This is a genomic window from Pseudomonas sp. (assembly GCF_049590575.1).
Classification (GTDB): Bacteria; Pseudomonadota; Gammaproteobacteria; order Pseudomonadales; family Pseudomonadaceae; genus Aquipseudomonas.
In genome coordinates this window covers 14,334-31,509 of record NZ_JBAWDE010000366.1, presented here as the reverse complement: position 1 = coordinate 31,509, position 17,176 = coordinate 14,334, and the positions used below count along the sequence as shown (strand labels likewise).

15 protein-coding genes are annotated in these 17,176 nt (G+C 60.4%); 12 read left to right on the top strand and 3 right to left on the bottom strand.

The features are described 5' to 3' along the window. Nucleotides 1-54: 54 nt before the first annotated feature. From WBR57_RS25230 to WBR57_RS25195, 8 genes are all read left to right on the top strand, one after another. Nucleotides 55-1,683 carry an ABC transporter substrate-binding protein gene (locus WBR57_RS25230; RefSeq protein ID WP_424087676.1) on the top strand — a complete coding sequence of 543 codons (1,629 nt, stop codon included), beginning with the start codon at nt 55-57 and terminating at the stop codon, nt 1,681-1,683. Between the two features lie 305 nt (nt 1,684-1,988). After that, nucleotides 1,989-3,593 carry an ABC transporter substrate-binding protein gene (locus WBR57_RS25225; protein WP_424087674.1) on the top strand — a complete coding sequence of 535 codons (1,605 nt, stop codon included), beginning with the start codon at nt 1,989-1,991 and terminating at the stop codon, nt 3,591-3,593. 172 nt (nt 3,594-3,765) lie between these two features. Next, nucleotides 3,766-5,163 carry an OprD family outer membrane porin gene (locus WBR57_RS25220; protein ID WP_424087672.1) on the top strand — a complete coding sequence of 466 codons (1,398 nt, stop codon included), beginning with the start codon at nt 3,766-3,768 and terminating at the stop codon, nt 5,161-5,163. Between the two features lie 79 nt (nt 5,164-5,242). Further along, nucleotides 5,243-6,841, top strand: coding sequence for an ABC transporter substrate-binding protein (locus tag WBR57_RS25215; protein ID WP_424087670.1), 1,599 nt, complete (start codon nt 5,243-5,245; stop codon nt 6,839-6,841). Between the two features lie 76 nt (nt 6,842-6,917). Next, the gene (locus WBR57_RS25210) at nt 6,918-7,928 is read left to right on the top strand and encodes an ABC transporter permease subunit (RefSeq protein ID WP_017739471.1); all 1,011 of its coding nucleotides are present in this window, start codon (nt 6,918-6,920) and stop codon (nt 7,926-7,928) included. A gap of 10 nt (nt 7,929-7,938) precedes the next feature. Continuing rightward, on the top strand, nt 7,939-8,850 hold the full coding sequence (locus WBR57_RS25205) for an ABC transporter permease subunit (RefSeq protein ID WP_026139829.1): 912 nt from the start codon (nt 7,939-7,941) through the stop codon (nt 8,848-8,850). Between the two features lie 10 nt (nt 8,851-8,860). Continuing rightward, nucleotides 8,861-9,829, top strand: a complete 969-nt coding sequence (locus WBR57_RS25200) for an ABC transporter ATP-binding protein (protein ID WP_424087667.1) — start codon at nt 8,861-8,863, stop codon at nt 9,827-9,829. Further along, nucleotides 9,829-10,800, top strand: coding sequence for a peptide ABC transporter ATP-binding protein (locus WBR57_RS25195; protein WP_424087665.1), 972 nt, complete (start codon nt 9,829-9,831; stop codon nt 10,798-10,800). The genes WBR57_RS25200 and WBR57_RS25195 overlap by 1 nt, the downstream gene beginning before the upstream one ends. A 114-nt stretch (nt 10,801-10,914) precedes the next feature. Here WBR57_RS25195 and WBR57_RS25190 read toward each other — a convergent pair whose 3' ends face one another. The 3 genes from WBR57_RS25190 to WBR57_RS25180 all read right to left on the bottom strand — a co-directional run bounded on the left by WBR57_RS25190 (nt 10,915) and on the right by WBR57_RS25180 (nt 13,240). After that, nucleotides 10,915-11,178 carry a hypothetical protein gene (locus tag WBR57_RS25190; protein WP_424087663.1) on the bottom strand — a complete coding sequence of 88 codons (264 nt, stop codon included), beginning with the start codon at nt 11,176-11,178 and terminating at the stop codon, nt 10,915-10,917. Nucleotides 11,179-11,275: 97 nt separating this feature from the next. After that, nucleotides 11,276-11,521, bottom strand: coding sequence for a hypothetical protein (locus WBR57_RS25185; protein ID WP_424087661.1), 246 nt, complete (start codon nt 11,519-11,521; stop codon nt 11,276-11,278). 135 nt (nt 11,522-11,656) lie between these two features. Further along, a complete protein-coding gene (locus WBR57_RS25180) occupies nt 11,657-13,240 on the bottom strand; it encodes a peptide chain release factor 3 (RefSeq protein WP_424087659.1) in 1,584 nt (527 codons plus the stop codon). 332 nt (nt 13,241-13,572) lie between these two features. Between WBR57_RS25180 and WBR57_RS25175 the strand changes: the two genes are divergently transcribed. The 4 genes from WBR57_RS25175 to WBR57_RS25160 are packed head-to-tail and all read left to right on the top strand — an operon-like array spanning nt 13,573 to nt 17,023. Beyond that, nucleotides 13,573-14,289 carry an ABC transporter permease gene (locus WBR57_RS25175; protein WP_424087657.1) on the top strand — a complete coding sequence of 239 codons (717 nt, stop codon included), beginning with the start codon at nt 13,573-13,575 and terminating at the stop codon, nt 14,287-14,289. 20 nt (nt 14,290-14,309) lie between these two features. Then, complete coding sequence (locus WBR57_RS25170) at nt 14,310-15,206, top strand: glycine betaine ABC transporter substrate-binding protein (RefSeq protein WP_424087655.1); 897 nt, start codon at nt 14,310-14,312, stop codon at nt 15,204-15,206. 9 nt (nt 15,207-15,215) lie between these two features. Then, entirely contained in the window at nt 15,216-15,869 is a 654-nt protein-coding gene (locus WBR57_RS25165) for an ABC transporter permease (protein WP_048724114.1), read from the top strand. Then, complete coding sequence (locus WBR57_RS25160; protein ID WP_017138294.1) at nt 15,866-17,023, top strand: betaine/proline/choline family ABC transporter ATP-binding protein; 1,158 nt, start codon at nt 15,866-15,868, stop codon at nt 17,021-17,023. The genes WBR57_RS25165 and WBR57_RS25160 overlap by 4 nt, the downstream gene beginning before the upstream one ends. The last annotated feature ends 153 nt before the right edge of the window (nt 17,024-17,176 follow it).

Genomic DNA, 17,176 nt, shown 5'->3' with positions numbered 1-17,176 from the left:
CGACTCACGAGGTCGCCCTCACCACCAAAAATGACAACAAATCATGAGGCCAACATGCTTAAAAACGCAGTCCTTCCGTTATTAGTGAGCGCCGGCCTTATGGCCGCAGCCCCATTCGCCCATGCGGCGACTAACCTGGTGTTCTGCTCCGAAGGGAGCCCGGCTGGTTTTGATCCAGGCCAGTACACCACCGGAACAGACTTCGATGCCTCGGCCGAAACCATGTTCAACCGTCTGACCCAGTTCGAACGCGGCGGCACCGCTGTGATTCCTGGGCTCGCCACCACCTGGGACGTGTCCCCGGATGGCCTGACGTACACCTTCCACCTGCGCGACGGCGTCAAGTTTCACACCACCGCGTACTTCAAGCCGACCCGTACCTTTAATGCCGATGACGTGCTGTTCACGTTCAACCGCATGATCAACAAGGACGATCCGTTCCGCAAAGCCTACCCCACCGAGTTCCCGTACTTCACGGACATGGGGATGGACACCAACATCAAGAACATCGAGAAAGTCGATGACCACACCGTCAAGTTCACCCTTGGCACTGTGGACGCGGCCTTCATCCAGAACCTGGCGATGAGCTTTGCTTCGATCCAGTCCGCCGAATACGCGGCGCAACTGTTGAAGGAAGGCAAAGCCGCGGACATCAACCAGAAGCCGATCGGCACTGGCCCGTTCGTGTTCAAGAGCTACCAGAAAGACTCGAACATCCGTTACACCGGCAACAAGGACTACTGGAAACCTGAAGACGTGAAGATCGATAACCTGATCTTCGCCATCACCACCGACCCGTCGGTGCGTATCCAGAAGCTGAAGAAAAACGAATGCCAGGTCACCCTGTTCCCGCGTCCGGCCGACCTCAAGGCACTGGGCGAAGACAAGGACCTGAAACTGCCGCACCAGGCCGGTTTCAACCTGGGCTACATCGCTTACAACGTCATGGACAAGGTCAAGGGCAGCGACCAGCCAAACCCGCTGGCTGACATCCGCGTGCGTCAGGCACTGGACATGTCGGTGAACAAGCAGCAGATCATCGACTCCGTGTACCAGGGCGCCGGCCAGTTGGCCGTCAACGCCATGCCGCCGACCCAATGGTCCTACGACACCACCATCAAGGACGCCAAATACGACCCTGAGAAAGCCAAGGCGCTGCTCAAGGAAGCCGGCGTCAAGGAAGGCACCGAGATCGTGCTGTGGGCCATGCCGGTTCAGCGTCCGTACAACCCGAACGCCAAGCTGATGGCTGAAATGCTGCAGAACGACTGGTCCAAGATCGGCCTGAAGGTCAAGATCACCAGCTACGAATGGGGCGAGTACATCAAGCGCTCCAAAGGCGGCGAAAACCAGGCCATGATCATTGGCTGGAGCGGCGACAATGGTGACCCGGACAACTGGCTGAACGTGTTGTTCGGCTGCGACTCGCTGGCCGGTAACAACTTCTCCAAATGGTGCGACAAAAAATTCGACGGCATCGTGAAAGAAGCCAAGGCCACATCGGATGTCGCCAAACGCACCGAGCTGTACAAGCAGGCGCAACATATCCTCAAAGATGCAGTCCCGATGACACCTATCGCGCACTCGACGGTGTATCAACCCATGCGCAACACCGTGCAGGACTTCAAGATCAGCCCGTTTGGCTTGAACTCCTTCTACGGCGTGAGCGTAAGCGGCAAGTAAAGATCAGTAGCGGCGACGTTTCGTAACGTCGCCGTTATTGCATCTGCCTGGCCTCCAGGAAACAGGTCACATTTGCAGTCGCTGCGTCCTACAGCTACGGACTGCGAAATGTTGCTCTGTTGCCTACAAGGTCAATCCGTTTTGGCGCATTTACTGCCTGCTCCGCGACCCCTAACGTCGTAGGACAGCAGAAGCGCCACACAGGGAAAGGCACTTGCTATGCGTGGGATCAGTGATGTCTCCCCGGTCATGCGACCGGGGTGATTGCTTGCTGATGACAATTACAAACAAGGATCGGGATCGTCATGCGCCATACCACCGTTCTATCCGCAATTTTTGGCACCAGCCTGCTGGCTGTGGCCACGATGGGCCAGGCCGCCGACAAGAAGAGCCTGTTGTTCTGCTCTGAAGGCAGCCCGGCAGGGTTTGACACTGCGCAATACACCACCGCCACCGACAACGATGCGGCCGAGCCGCTGTACAACCGCCTGGTCGAGTTTGAAAAAGGCGCGACCAACGTGGTGCCTGCGCTGGCGACCAAGTGGGATATTTCCGAAGACGGCCTGACCTACACCTTTCACCTGCGTGAAGGGGTGAAATTCCACAGCAACAAGGAATTCAAGCCGACGCGCGATTTCAACGCCGACGACGTGCTGTTCACCTTCAACCGCATGCTTGACCCCGACCACCCGTTTCGCAAGGCCTACCCCACCGAGTTTCCGTACTTCAACGGGATGAGCCTGAACAAGAACATCGCCAAGGTCGAGAAGACCGGCCCCTACACCGTGGTGATGACCCTGAACTCGGTCGACGCCGCGTTCGTGCAGAACATCGCCATGAGCTTTGCCGCAATCCTCTCGGCCGAATACGCCGACCAGTTGCTCAAGGAAGGCAAGCCCAGCGACATCAACCAGAAGCCGATCGGCACTGGGCCGTTTGTGTTTCAGCGTTATCAGAAAGACTCGCAGATCCGCTATGTGGCCAACAAGCAGTACTGGGACCCGAGCAAGGTCAAGCTGGACCAACTGATCTTCGCCATCAACACCGACGCCTCGGTACGCGTGCAAAAGCTCAAGGCCGGCGAATGCCAGGTCACCCTGCACCCGCGCCCGGCCGACGTCGATGCACTCAAGGCCGACCCGAACCTGCAACTGCTGACCAAGCCCGGGTTCAACCTCGGCTATATCGCCTATAACGTGCGCCACAAGCCGTTCGACCAGCTCGAAGTGCGCCAGGCGCTGGACATGGCAGTGAACAAGCAGAGCATCCTGAATGCCGTGTACCAGGGCGCGGGGCAATTGGCGGTCAACGCCATGCCGCCAACGCAGTGGTCCTACGACGACACCATCAAGGACGCCGCCTACAATCCGGAAAAAGCCAAGGAACTGCTCAAGGCTGCCGGCGTGAAGGAAGGCACCGAAATCACCCTGTGGGCGATGCCGGTGCAACGGCCGTACAACCCCAACGCCAAGCTGATGGCCGAGATGCTGCAAAGCGACTGGGCCAAGATCGGCCTCAAGGTCAAGATCGTCAGCTACGAATGGGGCGAATACATCAAGCGCACCAAGAACGGTGAGCACGATATCAGCCTGATCGGCTGGACCGGCGACAACGGTGACCCGGACAACTGGCTGGGCACTCTGTACAGCTGCGACGCCATCGGCGGGAACAACTACTCGATGTGGTGTGACCCCGCGTACGACAAGCTGATCAAGCAAGCCAAGGTCGTCACCGACCGCGAACAAAGGACGGTTCTGTATAAACAGGCGCAGCAACTGCTCAAGCAGCAGGTGCCGATCACGCCAGTCGCCCACTCGACGGTCAACCAGCCGTTAAGCGCCAAAGTCGAAGGTTTCAAAGTGAGCCCCTTCGGCCGCAACGTGTTCTCGGGCGTCAGCATTACCCCATAAGAAAATAACCGGATTGCGCAGGGCGGCTCGCCGTCTTGCTGCAAACGTGCAGCCTTTTATTGGGATTTTTCCTACGGCAAACGTTTGCAGAGGCTTGAACGAGTTACACACCCAATAGCCGGATCACCAAAAAAGACCGGCATTAAAAAGAGAACCAAAGGAGCTTCAACCCATGAAACTGAGCAGCAAAGCGCTTCTGGCCCTGGCCATCAGCAGCATCACGGCCACCGCCTACGCTGAACCCGCCAGCCAGGAATTCGTTCCTACCACACTGGCCGGCACCAGCGCCCAAAGCGAGGCCAAAGGTTTTATCGATGGATTCAGCCTGGGCGGCACAACCCGTAACTGGTACTCCAGCGAAAATAGATTCCGTGGCCAGCGTTTCAGCTACGAGAAGCACAATCAAACGCGTACCGACGCCAACCGTACCAACTGGGTACAAGGCACCATCCTCAACGCTACCTCGGGCTTCACCCAGGGTACCGTTGGCGTGAGCACTGAAGTGGCGGTCTACAACGCGCTGGTCCTGGACCGCAGCAAGCGTGACATCAAGGGCGGCTCCAACCGGACCCTGGCTGACTCCGATGGCGATGCCGTAGGCCAGTGGAGCAAACTGGGCCTGGCCAACGTCAAGTTCCGTGTTTCGAACACCACCTTGACCGCCGGTCGTCAGAACTTCAGCAGCGGCATCGTCGACACCATCGGCAACCGTGCCCTGCCGTCGAGCTTCGAAGGTGTGAGTTTCAACAGCGAAGAGCTGAGCAACCTGTCGTTCCAGGGCGGCATCTTCGACCGCGTTTCACCACGTACCGAGCAGAGCCTGACCAAATTCGTGTCTGAGTACGGTAATGGCCAGGAGACCGACAAGGTCAAGACCCTGGGTCTCAACTACCAGCCGTTCGCTAGCCTGAAAACCAGCCTGTTCGCCGCCAACGTCGAAGACTTCTGGAACCAGTACTACTTCGGCGCCACCCACGAATTGGGCGATAGCCGGACCCTGGCACTGACCACCGGCCTGAACTACTACAAGACCACCGATACCGGCAGCAAGAAGATGGGCAACATCGACAACGATACCTACTCGTTGTCCCTGGGACTGACCCACCAGGCTCACAGCCTGACCTTCTCGTACCAGCAAGTGAACGGTAACGAGTACTTCGACTACCTGCACGAAACCAACGGCATCTACCTGGCCAACTCCCTGACGTCCGACTTCAACGCCCCGAACGAGAAGTCCTTCCAAGTCGCCTACGGCATCAACATGGCCGAATACGGCGTGCCTGGCTTGAAGTTCAACGTCTACTCGGCACGTGGCTGGGGCATCGACGGTACTCACTACACGGGCACCGCGTACGGCACCGCAGGGCGTTCGCGTAGCGACCTGCGCCTGATGGATGGCGAGAAACACCAGGAATACGGGGTTGGCGCGGCTTACGCCATTCAGAGCGGCCCGCTCAAGGCCACCACCATCCGTGGTACCTACGTAACTCACCGTGCGAGCGCCGAACAGCCTGACGGCAACATCAAAGAGTTCCGCCTGGTTACCACCGTTCCATTCAACATTCTTTAATTAGCACCAGGTAAACGCCGGGCTCAGGACGAGCCCGGCGTCTACGCTTGTCTGGTCCCATCGATTGCAGAGGCTCTGAATGAAAATGCTCCCGCTACAAGCCGCCATCGCTGCCGCCCTGTTGAGCGTGGCTGTCGGCATTTCGGCCAAACCGCTGGTGGTCTGCACCGAAGCCAGCCCGGAAGGTTTCGACCCGGTCCTGTACACCACGGCCGTCACCGCTGACGCCGCGGCTGAAACCATGTTCAACCGCCTGGTCGACTTCAAGCCCGGCACCACCGAAGTGATCCCCGCGCTGGCCAAAGACCTGCCCGAGATCAGCGCAGATGGCCTGACCTACACGTTCCACCTGCGTGACGACATCAAGTTCCACACCACCGACTACTTCAAACCCACGCGCAACCTGAATGCCGACGACGTACTTTGGAGCTTCCAGCGTCAGCTGGACCCGAATCACCCGTGGCATAAGAAGTCCAACGTGGGCTACCCATACTTTGAAAGCATGGGCTTCAAGGAACTGCTCAAAAGCGTGACCAAGACCGATGACCGCACCGTGGTCTTCACCCTGACCCGCCCTGAAGCACCGTTCCTGGCCGACCTGGCCATGGCGTTTTCCTCGATCCACTCCGCCGAATACGCCGACCAGTTGCTCAAGTCCGGCAAGACCGATGACCTGAATGCCAAGCCGATCGGCACCGGCCCGTTCATCTTCACCCGCTACGCCAAGGACGCCCAGGTGCGCTTCAAGGCCAACCCGGACTACTTCCGTGGCAAGCCGCCGGCTGACCCGCTGATCCTGGCGATCACCACCGATAACAACGTGCGCCTGCAAAAGCTCAAGGCCAACGAGTGCCAGATCGCGCTGTATCCGAAACCGGATGACGTGCCAAGCATGAAGGCCGACCCGAACCTGAAGGTCGCGGAACTGGCGGCGATGACCACCAGCTACACCGCCCTGAACACCACCCACAAGTACATGAGCGACGCGCGGGTGCGCCACGCGATCAACATCGCGTTCGACAAAAAAGGCTACAACGAGTCCCTGTACGGCAAAGGCAACGCGGTCGACGCCACCGGTCCTTACCCACCGACCCTGCTGGGCTTCAGCGACAAACTGAAAAACCCGCCGCGCGACCTCGACAAGGCCCGCGCCCTGCTCAAGGAAGCCGGTGTACCGGAAGGCACCGAGTTCACCCTGTTCACCCGTAACGGCGGCGGCCCGACCAACCCTAACCCGATGCTCGGCGCCCAGCGCATGCAGGCGGATTTGGCCCAGATTGGCCTGAAGGTCAACATCAAGGTCATGGAATGGGGCGAGATGCTCAAGCGCGCCAAAGCTGGCGAGCACGACATGGTGTCTGCCGGCTGGGCGGGCGACAACGGCGACCCGGATAACTTCCTCACGCCAAACCTGAGTTGCGATGCAGCCAAAAACGGCGAAAACTACGCCCGCTGGTGTAACAAAGAGTTTCAGGACTTGATCGACAAGGCGCGCGCCGACGCTGAACCCACCCAGCGCGCTGCACTCTATGAACAAGCACTGGACGTTTTCGCCAAGGACCAACCATGGATTCCCATGGCTTACCCGAAAATGTTCACCGCCATGCGCAAAAACGTCGAAGGCTTTACCCAAAGCCCTCTGACTACAAATAACTTTGCCACCACCCAGGTGAAGTAAATAAGAAAAACGCTCGGCGCCGTCGCTATTGACGGCGCCGAACCTGCCTAACCGGCTGATTGAGGTACACAACAAGATGTTTAGTTTTATTGCCCGCCGATTGGGGTTACTGATCCCCACTTTTTTCGGCATAACGTTGCTCACGTTTGCGTTGATTCGCATGATCCCTGGCGACCCTGTCGAAGTCATGATGGGCGAGCGGCGCGTCGACCCCGAGATGCACGCACAGGCAATGGAACGCCTTGGCCTTAACAAGCCTCTGTATGCGCAATACCTGGACTATGTGGGCAAGCTCGCCCAAGGCGACCTCGGCGAATCCTTGCGCACGCGTACCAGCGTGTGGACCGAATTCACCGCCCTGTTCCCCGCGACCCTGGAACTGTCCATGGCCGCCCTGTTGTTCGCCGGTATCCTGGGCCTGTTGGCCGGGGTAATTGCGGCACTCAAGCGAGGATCCCTGTTCGACCATGGGGTGATGGGCATCTCCCTGGCGGGATATTCGATGCCGATCTTCTGGTGGGGCCTGATCCTGATCATGTTCTTCTCGGTGAGCCTGGGCTGGACCCCGGTATCCGGGCGTATCGACCTGCTCTACGACATCGAGCCGCGCACCGGTTTCATGCTGATCGACACCCTGCTGGCTGACGAGCCGGACGCGTTCTTCGACGCCCTGCACCACCTGATCCTGCCGGCCATCGTGCTCGGCACCATCCCGCTGGCGGTGATTGCGCGGATGACCCGTTCGTCGATGCTCGAAGTCCTGCGTGAAGACTACATCCGCACCGCCAAGGCCAAAGGCCTGTCGCCGGCGCGCGTAGTGTTCGTGCACGGCCTGCGTAACGCGCTGATCCCGGTACTGACCGTGGTTGGCCTGCAAGTCGGCACCCTGCTGGCCGGTGCGGTACTGACCGAGACCATCTTCTCGTGGCCCGGCATCGGCAAATGGCTGATCGAAGCCATTGGCGCGCGGGACTACCCGGTGGTGCAAAACGGCATTCTGCTGATCGCCTGCCTGGTGATCCTGGTGAACTTCGTGGTGGATATCCTCTACGGCTTCGCCAACCCACGCATCCGTCACCAGCGCTGAGATCAAGACCATGACCACACCTACTCCAGTGTCAGCAGTCGATCAAAGCCTGCTGTACCCGTCCCCGTACAAAGAATTCTGGCAAGCCTTTTCCAAGAACAAAGGCGCGGTTGCCGGCCTGCTGTTCATGTTGCTGATCGTGTTCTGCGCGCTGTTCGCCCCTTGGGTCGCGCCGCATAACCCGAGCGAGCAATACCGCGACTTCCTGCTGACCCCGCCGTCGTGGCTCGAAGGCGGGCAGATCCAGTTCCTGCTCGGCACCGACGAACTGGGCCGTGATCTGCTGTCGCGCCTGATCCAGGGTTCGCGCCTGTCGTTGCTGATCGGCTTGTCGTCGGTGGTGATGTCGCTGATCCCGGGCATCCTGCTGGGTCTGTTCGCCGGGTTCTTCCCGCGCCTGCTTGGCCCGACCATCATGCGTTTGATGGACATCATGCTGGCCCTGCCGTCGCTGCTGCTGGCGGTTGCGATTGTCGCGATCCTCGGCCCTGGCCTGATCAACACCGTGATCGCCATCGCCATCGTCTCGCTGCCGTCCTATGTGCGCCTGACCCGCGCAGCGGTAATGGGCGAGCTGAACCGTGACTACGTGACCGCCGCCCGCCTCGCCGGCGCCGGCCTGCCACGCTTGATGTTCATCACCGTGCTGCCCAACTGCATGGCGCCGCTGATCGTCCAGGCGACCCTGAGTTTCTCTTCGGCGATCCTCGATGCCGCGGCCCTGGGCTTCCTCGGCCTTGGCGTACAACCGCCAACCCCTGAGTGGGGCACCATGCTGGCATCGGCCCGTGACTACATCGAACGCGCCTGGTGGGTGGTGAGCTTGCCTGGTTTGACCATTTTGCTCAGCGTGCTGGCAATCAACTTGATGGGTGACGGCCTGCGCGATGCGCTGGACCCGAAACTCAAGAACGCCGCCTGAGGAGATTCCCATGTCACTGTTAGAAATCAAGAATCTCAATGTCCGCTTCGGCGACAAGACCGCCGTGCCGGTGGTCGATGGCCTCGACATTTCCGTCGACAAAGGCGAAGTGCTGGCGATCGTTGGCGAGTCGGGTTCGGGTAAATCCGTGACCATGATGGCGCTGATGGGCCTGATCGAGCACCCCGGCATCGTCACCGCCGACGCGCTGAACTTCGACGGCAAGGACATGCTCAAGCTGAGCAACCGCCAGCGTCGCCAGATCGTCGGCAAAGACCTGGCGATGGTGTTCCAGGACCCGATGACCGCGCTGAACCCCAGCTACACCGTGGGTTTCCAGATCGAAGAAGTGTTGCGCCTGCACCTGAAAATGTCCGGCAAGCAAGCGCGCAAGCGTGCCATCGAACTGTTGGAAAAGGTCGAAATCCCGGGCGCAGCCAGCCGTATGGATGCTTACCCGCACCAGCTGTCCGGTGGTATGAGCCAACGTGTGGCCATCGCCATGGCCATTGCCGGCGAGCCGAAACTGCTGATCGCCGACGAACCGACCACGGCGTTGGACGTGACCATTCAGGCGCAGATCATGGACCTGCTGCTGGCCCTGCAGAAAGAGCAGAACATGGGCCTGGTGCTGATCACCCACGACCTCGCGGTCGTGGCGGAAACCGCCCAGCGCGTGTGCGTGATGTACGCAGGCCAGGCGGTGGAAGTCGGCCAGGTGCCGCAACTGTTCGACATTCCGGCGCACCCGTACAGCGAAGCGTTGCTCAAGGCGATCCCCGAGCACAGCCTGGGCGCCACGCGGCTGGCCACGTTGCCGGGCATCGTGCCCGGCCGCTATGACCGCCCGCAGGGTTGCCTGCTGTCGCCACGCTGCCCGTACGTGCAGGAAAGCTGCCGCCAGACCCGCCCGGGCCTGGACCCTAAATCCCACAGCCTTGCGCGCTGCTTCTACCCCTTGAACCAGGAGGTGGCGTAATGGCCGTCGTTCTTACCGCCCGCGACCTGACCCGTCACTACGAAGTGTCCCGTGGCCTGTTCAAGGGCCACGCCACCGTGCGCGCGCTCAATGGTGTGTCCTTCGAGCTGGAAGCCGGCAAAACCCTCGCCGTTGTCGGTGAGTCGGGTTGCGGCAAGTCCACCCTGGCCCGCGCGCTCACGCTGATTGAAGAGCCGTCGTCGGGTTCCTTGAAAATCGCCGGCCAGGAAGTCGCCGGCGCCGACAAGGCCCAGCGCAAGCAATTGCGCAAAGACGTGCAGATGGTGTTTCAGAGCCCGTACGCCTCGTTGAACCCGCGCCAGAAGGTCGGCGATCAACTCGGCGAGCCGCTGCTGATCAACACCAACCTGTCTGCCGCCGAGCGCCGTGAAAAGGTCCAGGCGATGATGAAGCAGGTGGGCCTGCGCCCCGAGCATTATCAGCGCTATCCGCACATGTTCTCCGGTGGCCAGCGCCAGCGGATCGCCCTGGCCCGCGCGATGATGCTGCAACCCAAAGTGCTGGTGGCGGACGAGCCCACCTCGGCGCTGGACGTGTCGATCCAGGCGCAGGTGCTCAACCTGTTCATGGACCTGCAGCAGGAGTTCAACACGGCCTACGTGTTCATCTCCCACAACCTGGCGGTGGTGCAGCACGTTGCCGACGACGTGATGGTGATGTACCTCGGCCGCCCGGTGGAAGTGGGCCCCAAGGACGATATCTACGCGCGCCCGCTGCACCCCTACACCCAGGCGCTGCTGTCGGCGACCCCGACCATCCACCCGGACCCGAACAAGCCGAAAATCAAGATTGTCGGTGAGTTGCCCAACCCGCTGAACCCGCCGTCCGGCTGCGCTTTCCACAAGCGCTGCCCGTACGCGACCGCGCGTTGCAGCAGCGAGGAGCCGCTGTTGCGGCCGCTGGATAACCGTCAGGTGGCCTGCCACTACGCGGAGCAGTTTGTGGCGTGAGCCCGCAATAAAAACGCCCTGGGTGCTGAGCCCAGGGCGTTGTCAGTGTTCTACAGCCCTTCCCATCAGGTTGCGCATCAGCCGGTTGGGAGGGGCTTTCTTTTTGCGTTTGAGCTACGTCTGGCTGTCGCCGTCATCATCGTCCGGGTCATCGCTGTCCGGTTCGTGGGTGGTCGAATCGTCATCGTCCTCGCTGCCACCTTGGCCCTGGTCGCCAGGCTCGGCCTCGGACTTGGCCAGTAGCAGAGCCGTATCGTGCGACGCCGAAAAACTCGCCTGACCGCCCTGCACCGGGGTATGCGCCCAGGCCGCCGACATTCCCAACGACATCAACACCATCACTTTTATCAACAGCACTACACGTTGAAAAATACTCATGGTCGATTTCCGTCCAGTCAGTAGATGAATCCGTACGACAGTGGTTTACCGTCGCCAGTCATTGAAGCTAGTTCTGATAGCGCGTTCGCGCCAGCTATCAGGTTTCACCGTCATCATAGGTTTCACTGTCTTCGCCGTCGTTATAGGGGTTTTCCGCATCCTCCTTCGGCGCAGGCTGGGCCTGGGGCTGCCAACTGCCGGAATTGACTTCGTTCTGCTTTTTCTTGGTGACCGGGCCGGTGTCTTTCCACTGGGGCGTGCCCGCGCCCGCCAGGGCAGGAAGGGCCGTCAGCCCCAGGGAGGCCAGCAACACCAGGGGGATGGCGCGTTGAGTATTTCGCACGATTGTCTCCTTTACAGTCAGTGGGTAAACGCTAGACCCGATACAGGGTTATCGCCAATCCCACGCTTGATGGAGATAAAAAAATGTGGGAGGGGGCAAGCCCCCTCCCACATTTTGTTTTGCGGCGCTCAGGAATTAGTGGTGTTCGCGGGTCGCGCGGAATTTCACGTCCGGCCAGCGCTCTTCCATTAGCGCCAGGTTGACCCGGGTCGGAGCCAGGTAAGTCAGGTGACCACCGCCGTCGATCGCGAGGTTTTCCACGGCCTTGTTGGAGAACTCTTCCAACTTCTTCTTATCGCTGCAATCGATCCAGCGCGCGGAGTACACGGTGATTGGCTCGTAGGAGCATTCGACCTTGTATTCCTCTTTCAGGCGGCTGGCGACCACATCGAACTGCAGCACACCGACGGCGCCGAGGATGATGTCGTTGCTGCGCTCGGGGAAGAACACCTGGGTGGCGCCCTCTTCCGCCAACTGCTGCAAACCCTGGCGCAGTTGCTTGGACTTGAGCGGGTCACGCAGGCGTACGCGGCGGAACAGTTCCGGGGCGAAGTGCGGGATGCCGGTGAAGCCCAGCGCTTCGCCTTCGGTGAAGGTGTCGCCGATCTGGATGGTGCCGTGGTTGTGCAGGCCGATGATGTCGCCGGCGTAGGCTTCTTCGAGCTGTTCACGCTCGGAGGAGAAGAACGTCAGGGCGTCGCCGATGCGCACGTCCTTGCCGGTACGCACGTGGCGCATCTTCATGCCTTTTTCGTAGCGGCCGGAGCAGATGCGCATAAAGGCGATACGGTCGCGGTGCTTGGGGTCCATGTTCGCCTGGATCTTGAACACGAAACCGCTGAATTTCTCTTCGACCGGCTCCACGGTGCGCTCGTTGGCAACGCGGGCCAGCGGCTTCGGCGCCCAGTCCACCACGGCGTCGAGCACATGGTCGACACCGAAGTTGCCCAGTGCGGTACCGAAGAACACCGGGGTCAGCTGGCCGTCGAGGAATTCCTGCTGGTTGAACGCGTGGCAGGCGCCCTGCACCAGTTCCAGCTGCTCGACAAAACGGTCGTACTCGTCACCCAGGTGGGCGCGGGCTTCATCCGAGTCGAGTTTTTCGATGACCTTGGTTTCGGTACGTTCGTGACCGTGGCCGGCGGTGTAGACAATGATGTAGTCGTCGGCCAGGTGGTACACGCCCTTGAAATCACGATAGCAACCGATCGGCCAGGTGATCGGCGCGGCCTTGATCTTGAGGACCGCTTCGATTTCATCGAGCAACTCGATCGGGTCGCGGATATCGCGGTCGAGTTTGTTGATGAAACTGACGATTGGCGTGTCACGCAGCCGGCACACGTCCATCAGCGCGATGGTACGCGGCTCAACGCCTTTACCGCCGTCGAGGACCATCAACGCCGAGTCCACCGCGGTCAGGGTGCGGTAGGTGTCTTCGGAGAAGTCTTCGTGGCCCGGGGTGTCGAGCAGGTTGACCATGTGCTCGCGATACGGGAACTGCATGACCGACGTGGTAATGGAAATACCCCGTTGTTTTTCCATTTCCATCCAGTCGGAGGTGGCATGGCGGTCGGATTTGCGTGATTTCACCGTGCCGGCCACAGCGATTGCCTTGCCCATCAGCAGGAGCTTCTCGGTGATGGTGGTTTTACCGGCATCGGGGTGGGAAATAATGGCGAAAGTGCGGCGTTTCGCGACTTCGGCGGCCTGGTGGGTCATGGGAAATCGCCTGGCAGGTGAGTCAAAAAAGGGCGGCGAGTATAGCGCAAACCCAGGGGGACGGACCACCGTTCACCCGATTGGGGGTGGCTAAATGCTGCCAAGTGTGGAACCTTTTAAAAGGTAGAGACGTCCACTCCCCTGCTACGGCACTCGGAACAGGGGCTGATAAATCAGCAAGTTAGCCTGACGAGGCTGCGCTCATGGCTCGGATACATACCGCATTGCCGGTATCGACGAGCTGCATTTCGCGACCACATTCAGAGGCAGCCAGCAATGGCATTGCCGCCGGAGAATGTGGACGCCGACAGAAGAAAAAAAGGAGTCCGCCTGTGGCTATTCGCTATGGCAAAGGGCTGATAGGAGGAGTGGTTGTCGTCGCTCTCCTGGCCCTGCTGATCCACTGGATCGGCATCAACACGATCGAACTGTACCGCGACGATTTGTTGTTTTACCTGCAAGCTCATTTGATCCTTGTTCTAGTCTCCATGCTGGCGGCCCTTGTTGTGGGCATCCCCGCCGGTATCCTGCTCAGCCGACCGAACATGGTCGGGCGCGCAGAACGCTTCATGCAGATCTTCAACATCGGCAACACCGTCCCTCCCCTGGCCGTACTGGCCATCGCCCTCGGCGTCCTCGGCATCGGCAGCGGCCCGGCGATCTTCGCCCTGTTCCTCGCCTCCTTGTTGCCCATCGTGCGCAACACCTACGAAGGCCTGAAAAACGTTCAAGGTTCCCTGAAAGAAGCCGCCACCGGCATCGGCATGACGCCGCGTCAGGTGCTGTTTCGCGTGGAGCTGCCGAATGCCGTGCCGATCATCATCGGCGGTGTGCGCGTGGCCCTGGCGATCAACGTCGGCACCGCACCGCTGGCGTTCCTGATTGGTGCCAACAGCCTGGGCAGCCTGATCTTCCCCGGCATCGCCCTGAACAATCAGCCGCAACTGTTGCTCGGCGCCGCGTGCACCGCGCTGCTGGCGTTGCTGCTTGACGGTCTGGTGACCATGGCCAGCCGCCTCTGGCTGGAACGCGGGTTGCGTCCGTCTTAAGGCTTGGCAAAGGAAATCACATGAAAAAACTGACGTTGATATTGAGCTGCGTCCTGCTGTTTGCAGGGGTTGCTCAAGCCGCTGAAAAACCGGTAATCCGCATCGGCGCCCGGGTGTTCACCGAACAGACCCTGCTTGCCGAAATCACCTCCCAGTACCTGCGCGCGAAGGGCTACGACACCCGCGTGACCGGCGGCCTGGGCAGCAACCTGGCGCGCAGCGCCCAGGAAAGCGGGCAACTGGATATGCTCTGGGAATACACCGGCGTGTCGCTGGTGGCCTATAACCATGTCGACGAGAAACTCGACAGCGAACAAACCTACGCCCGTGTGAAAGAACTCGACGCGAAAAAAGGCCTGGTCTGGCTGTCGCCGTCGAAATTCAGCAACACCTACGCGTTGGCGCTGCCCGACAAGGTGGCCAAGGAATTCCCGCAGATCAACAGCATCAGCGACCTGACCAAAGCCCTCGCCGAGGACAGCAAACAAAACCGTCTGGTGGCCCTGGATACCGAGTTCGCCAACCGCTCCGACGGCATGGGTGGCATGGTCAAGCTCTACGACATGAACCTGACCCGCAAAAATACCCGGCAGATGGACGCCGGCCTGGTCTACACCGCGCTGCGTAATGGCCAGGTGTTTGCCGGCTTGGTCTACACCACCGACGGTCGCCTGAACGCCTTCAAACTGAAGCTGCTGGAAGACGACAAGCACTACTTCCCGGACTACACCGCCGCGCCCGTGGTGCGTCAGGTCTACCTGGACGCTCACCCGCAACTGGCTGCTGACCTCAAGCCCCTGGCCGAACTCTTCGACGATGCAACCATGCGCGAGCTGAATGCGCGGGTCGACGTCGACCATGAAAGCCCCTCCGCTGTTGCCGCCGATTTCCTGCGCCAACATCCGATCAATCAATAAGGAGAAGACATGGAATTCCTGAACGCCTTTTCCCATCTTGATTGGGCCCAAGTCCTGCAATTGACCGGGCAGCACATCACCCTGGTCGGTATCGCCGTGATCCTGGCAATTGTCGTGGGCGTGCCCCTCGGCGTGCTGATGACCCGTTTCCCGACGCTGGCCGGCCCGCTGCAAGCGAGCGCCACGGTGCTGCTGACCGTGCCGTCGATTGCCCTGTTCGGCCTGCTGCTGCCGTTCTACTCCAAATTCGGCCAGGGCCTGGGCCCGATGCCGGCGATCACCGCCGTGTTCCTCTACTCCCTGCTGCCGATCATGCGTAACACCTACCTGGCCCTGACCGGCGTTGAACCCGGCATTCGCGAGGCCGCCAAAGGCATCGGCATGACTTTCGGCCAGCGCCTGCGCATGGTCGAACTGCCCATCGCGGTGCCGGTGATCCTTGCCGGTGTGCGCACCGCCGTGGTCATGAACATTGGCGTGATGACCATCGCCGCCACCATCGGCGCCGGTGGCCTGGGTGTACTTATTCTGGCTTCCATCAGCCGCAGCGACATGTCGATGCTGATCGTTGGCGCCGTGCTGGTCAGTCTCCTGGCCATCTTCGCCGACCTGCTCTTGCAATGGCTGCAACGCTCGCTGACTCCAAAAGGACTGCTCAAATGATCGAACTTCAAAACCTGACCAAGACTTTTCAAAGCAACGGCAAGACTGTCTCCGCCGTGAATGACGTAAGCCTGACCGTCAACGAAGGCGAGATTTGCGTATTCCTCGGCCCGTCGGGCTGCGGCAAGAGCACCACGCTGAAAATGATCAACCGCCTGATCAAGCCCACCTCGGGCAAGATCCTGATCAACGGCGAAGACACCACCGACCTCGACGAAGTGACCCTGCGTCGCAACATCGGCTATGTGATCCAGCAGATCGGCCTGTTCCCGAACATGACCATCGAGGAAAACATCGTGGTCGTGCCCAAGCTGCTCGGCTGGGACAAACAGAAATGCCACGACCGCGCCCGCGAGTTGATGAGCATGATCAAGCTGGAACCCAAGCAGTACCTGCATCGCTACCCGCGTGAACTGTCGGGTGGCCAGCAGCAGCGGATCGGCGTAATCCGAGCCCTGGCGGCGGATGCCCCGCTGCTGCTGATGGACGAACCGTTCGGCGCGGTCGACCCGATCAACCGCGAGATGATCCAGAACGAGTTCTTCGAGATGCAACGCGCGCTGAACAAGACCGTGATCATGGTTAGCCACGACATCGACGAAGCCATCAAGCTGGGCGACAAGATCGCGATCTTCCGCGCCGGCAAGCTGCTGCAGATCGACCACCCTGACACCCTGCTGGCGCACCCGGCCGACGAGTTCGTGAGCAACTTCGTGGGCCAGGACAGTACCCTCAAGCGCCTGCTGCTGGTGAAGGCCGAAGACGCGGCGGACAACGCCCCGTCGGTGAGCCCGGAAACCCCGGTGGCCGACGCCCTGGAGCTGATGGACGAAACCGACCGTCGCTACGTGGTAGTCACCTGTGCCGAGAACAAGGCGCTGGGTTATGTACGACGCCGCGACCTGCACCGTCAGACCGGCACCTGCGGCCAATACCTGCGCGAATTCAACGCCACGGCGGCGTACGACGAGCACTTGCGCATCCTGCTGTCGCGCATGTACGAGTTCAACCGCTCGTGGTTGCCGGTGATGGACGCGGAGCGGGTGTTCCTCGGTGAGGTAACCCAGGAGTCGATTGCCGAGTACCTGAGCTCCGGTAAGTCGCGTGGGGGCAAGACCAGTATTGTTTCGCCAGCCGAGACTGCGTTGGCTTGATCTGACACCACTCAGTTAAAAATGTGGGAGGGGGCTTGCCCCCTCCCACATTCGCCCGCTGGTGAATCGGGGAAATCCCACCGATTTAGCTCATCCGGGGAACATCATTCCGTCACACCTGTCGGTTACATAAGTAGCTGCACGCGGTCCCGC

Bases quoted from the DNA above. Each gene is read 5' to 3' on its own strand.
- WBR57_RS25230 (WP_424087676.1), top strand. From the start codon at position 55: ATGCTTAAAAACGCAGTCCTTCCGTTATTAGTGAGCGCCGGCCTTATG.
- WBR57_RS25225 (WP_424087674.1), top strand. From the start codon at position 1,989: ATGCGCCATACCACCGTTCTATCCGCAATTTTTGGCACCAGCCTGCTG.
- WBR57_RS25220 (WP_424087672.1), top strand. From the start codon at position 3,766: ATGAAACTGAGCAGCAAAGCGCTTCTGGCCCTGGCCATCAGCAGCATC.
- WBR57_RS25215 (WP_424087670.1), top strand. From the start codon at position 5,243: ATGAAAATGCTCCCGCTACAAGCCGCCATCGCTGCCGCCCTGTTGAGC.
- WBR57_RS25210 (WP_017739471.1), top strand. From the start codon at position 6,918: ATGTTTAGTTTTATTGCCCGCCGATTGGGGTTACTGATCCCCACTTTT.
- WBR57_RS25205 (WP_026139829.1), top strand. From the start codon at position 7,939: ATGACCACACCTACTCCAGTGTCAGCAGTCGATCAAAGCCTGCTGTAC.
- WBR57_RS25200 (WP_424087667.1), top strand. From the start codon at position 8,861: ATGTCACTGTTAGAAATCAAGAATCTCAATGTCCGCTTCGGCGACAAG.
- WBR57_RS25195 (WP_424087665.1), top strand. From the start codon at position 9,829: ATGGCCGTCGTTCTTACCGCCCGCGACCTGACCCGTCACTACGAAGTG.
- WBR57_RS25190 (WP_424087663.1), bottom strand. From the start codon at position 11,178: ATGAGTATTTTTCAACGTGTAGTGCTGTTGATAAAAGTGATGGTGTTG.
- WBR57_RS25180 (WP_424087659.1), bottom strand. From the start codon at position 13,240: ATGACCCACCAGGCCGCCGAAGTCGCGAAACGCCGCACTTTCGCCATT.
- WBR57_RS25170 (WP_424087655.1), top strand. From the start codon at position 14,310: ATGAAAAAACTGACGTTGATATTGAGCTGCGTCCTGCTGTTTGCAGGG.
- WBR57_RS25165 (WP_048724114.1), top strand. From the start codon at position 15,216: ATGGAATTCCTGAACGCCTTTTCCCATCTTGATTGGGCCCAAGTCCTG.
- WBR57_RS25160 (WP_017138294.1), top strand. From the start codon at position 15,866: ATGATCGAACTTCAAAACCTGACCAAGACTTTTCAAAGCAACGGCAAG.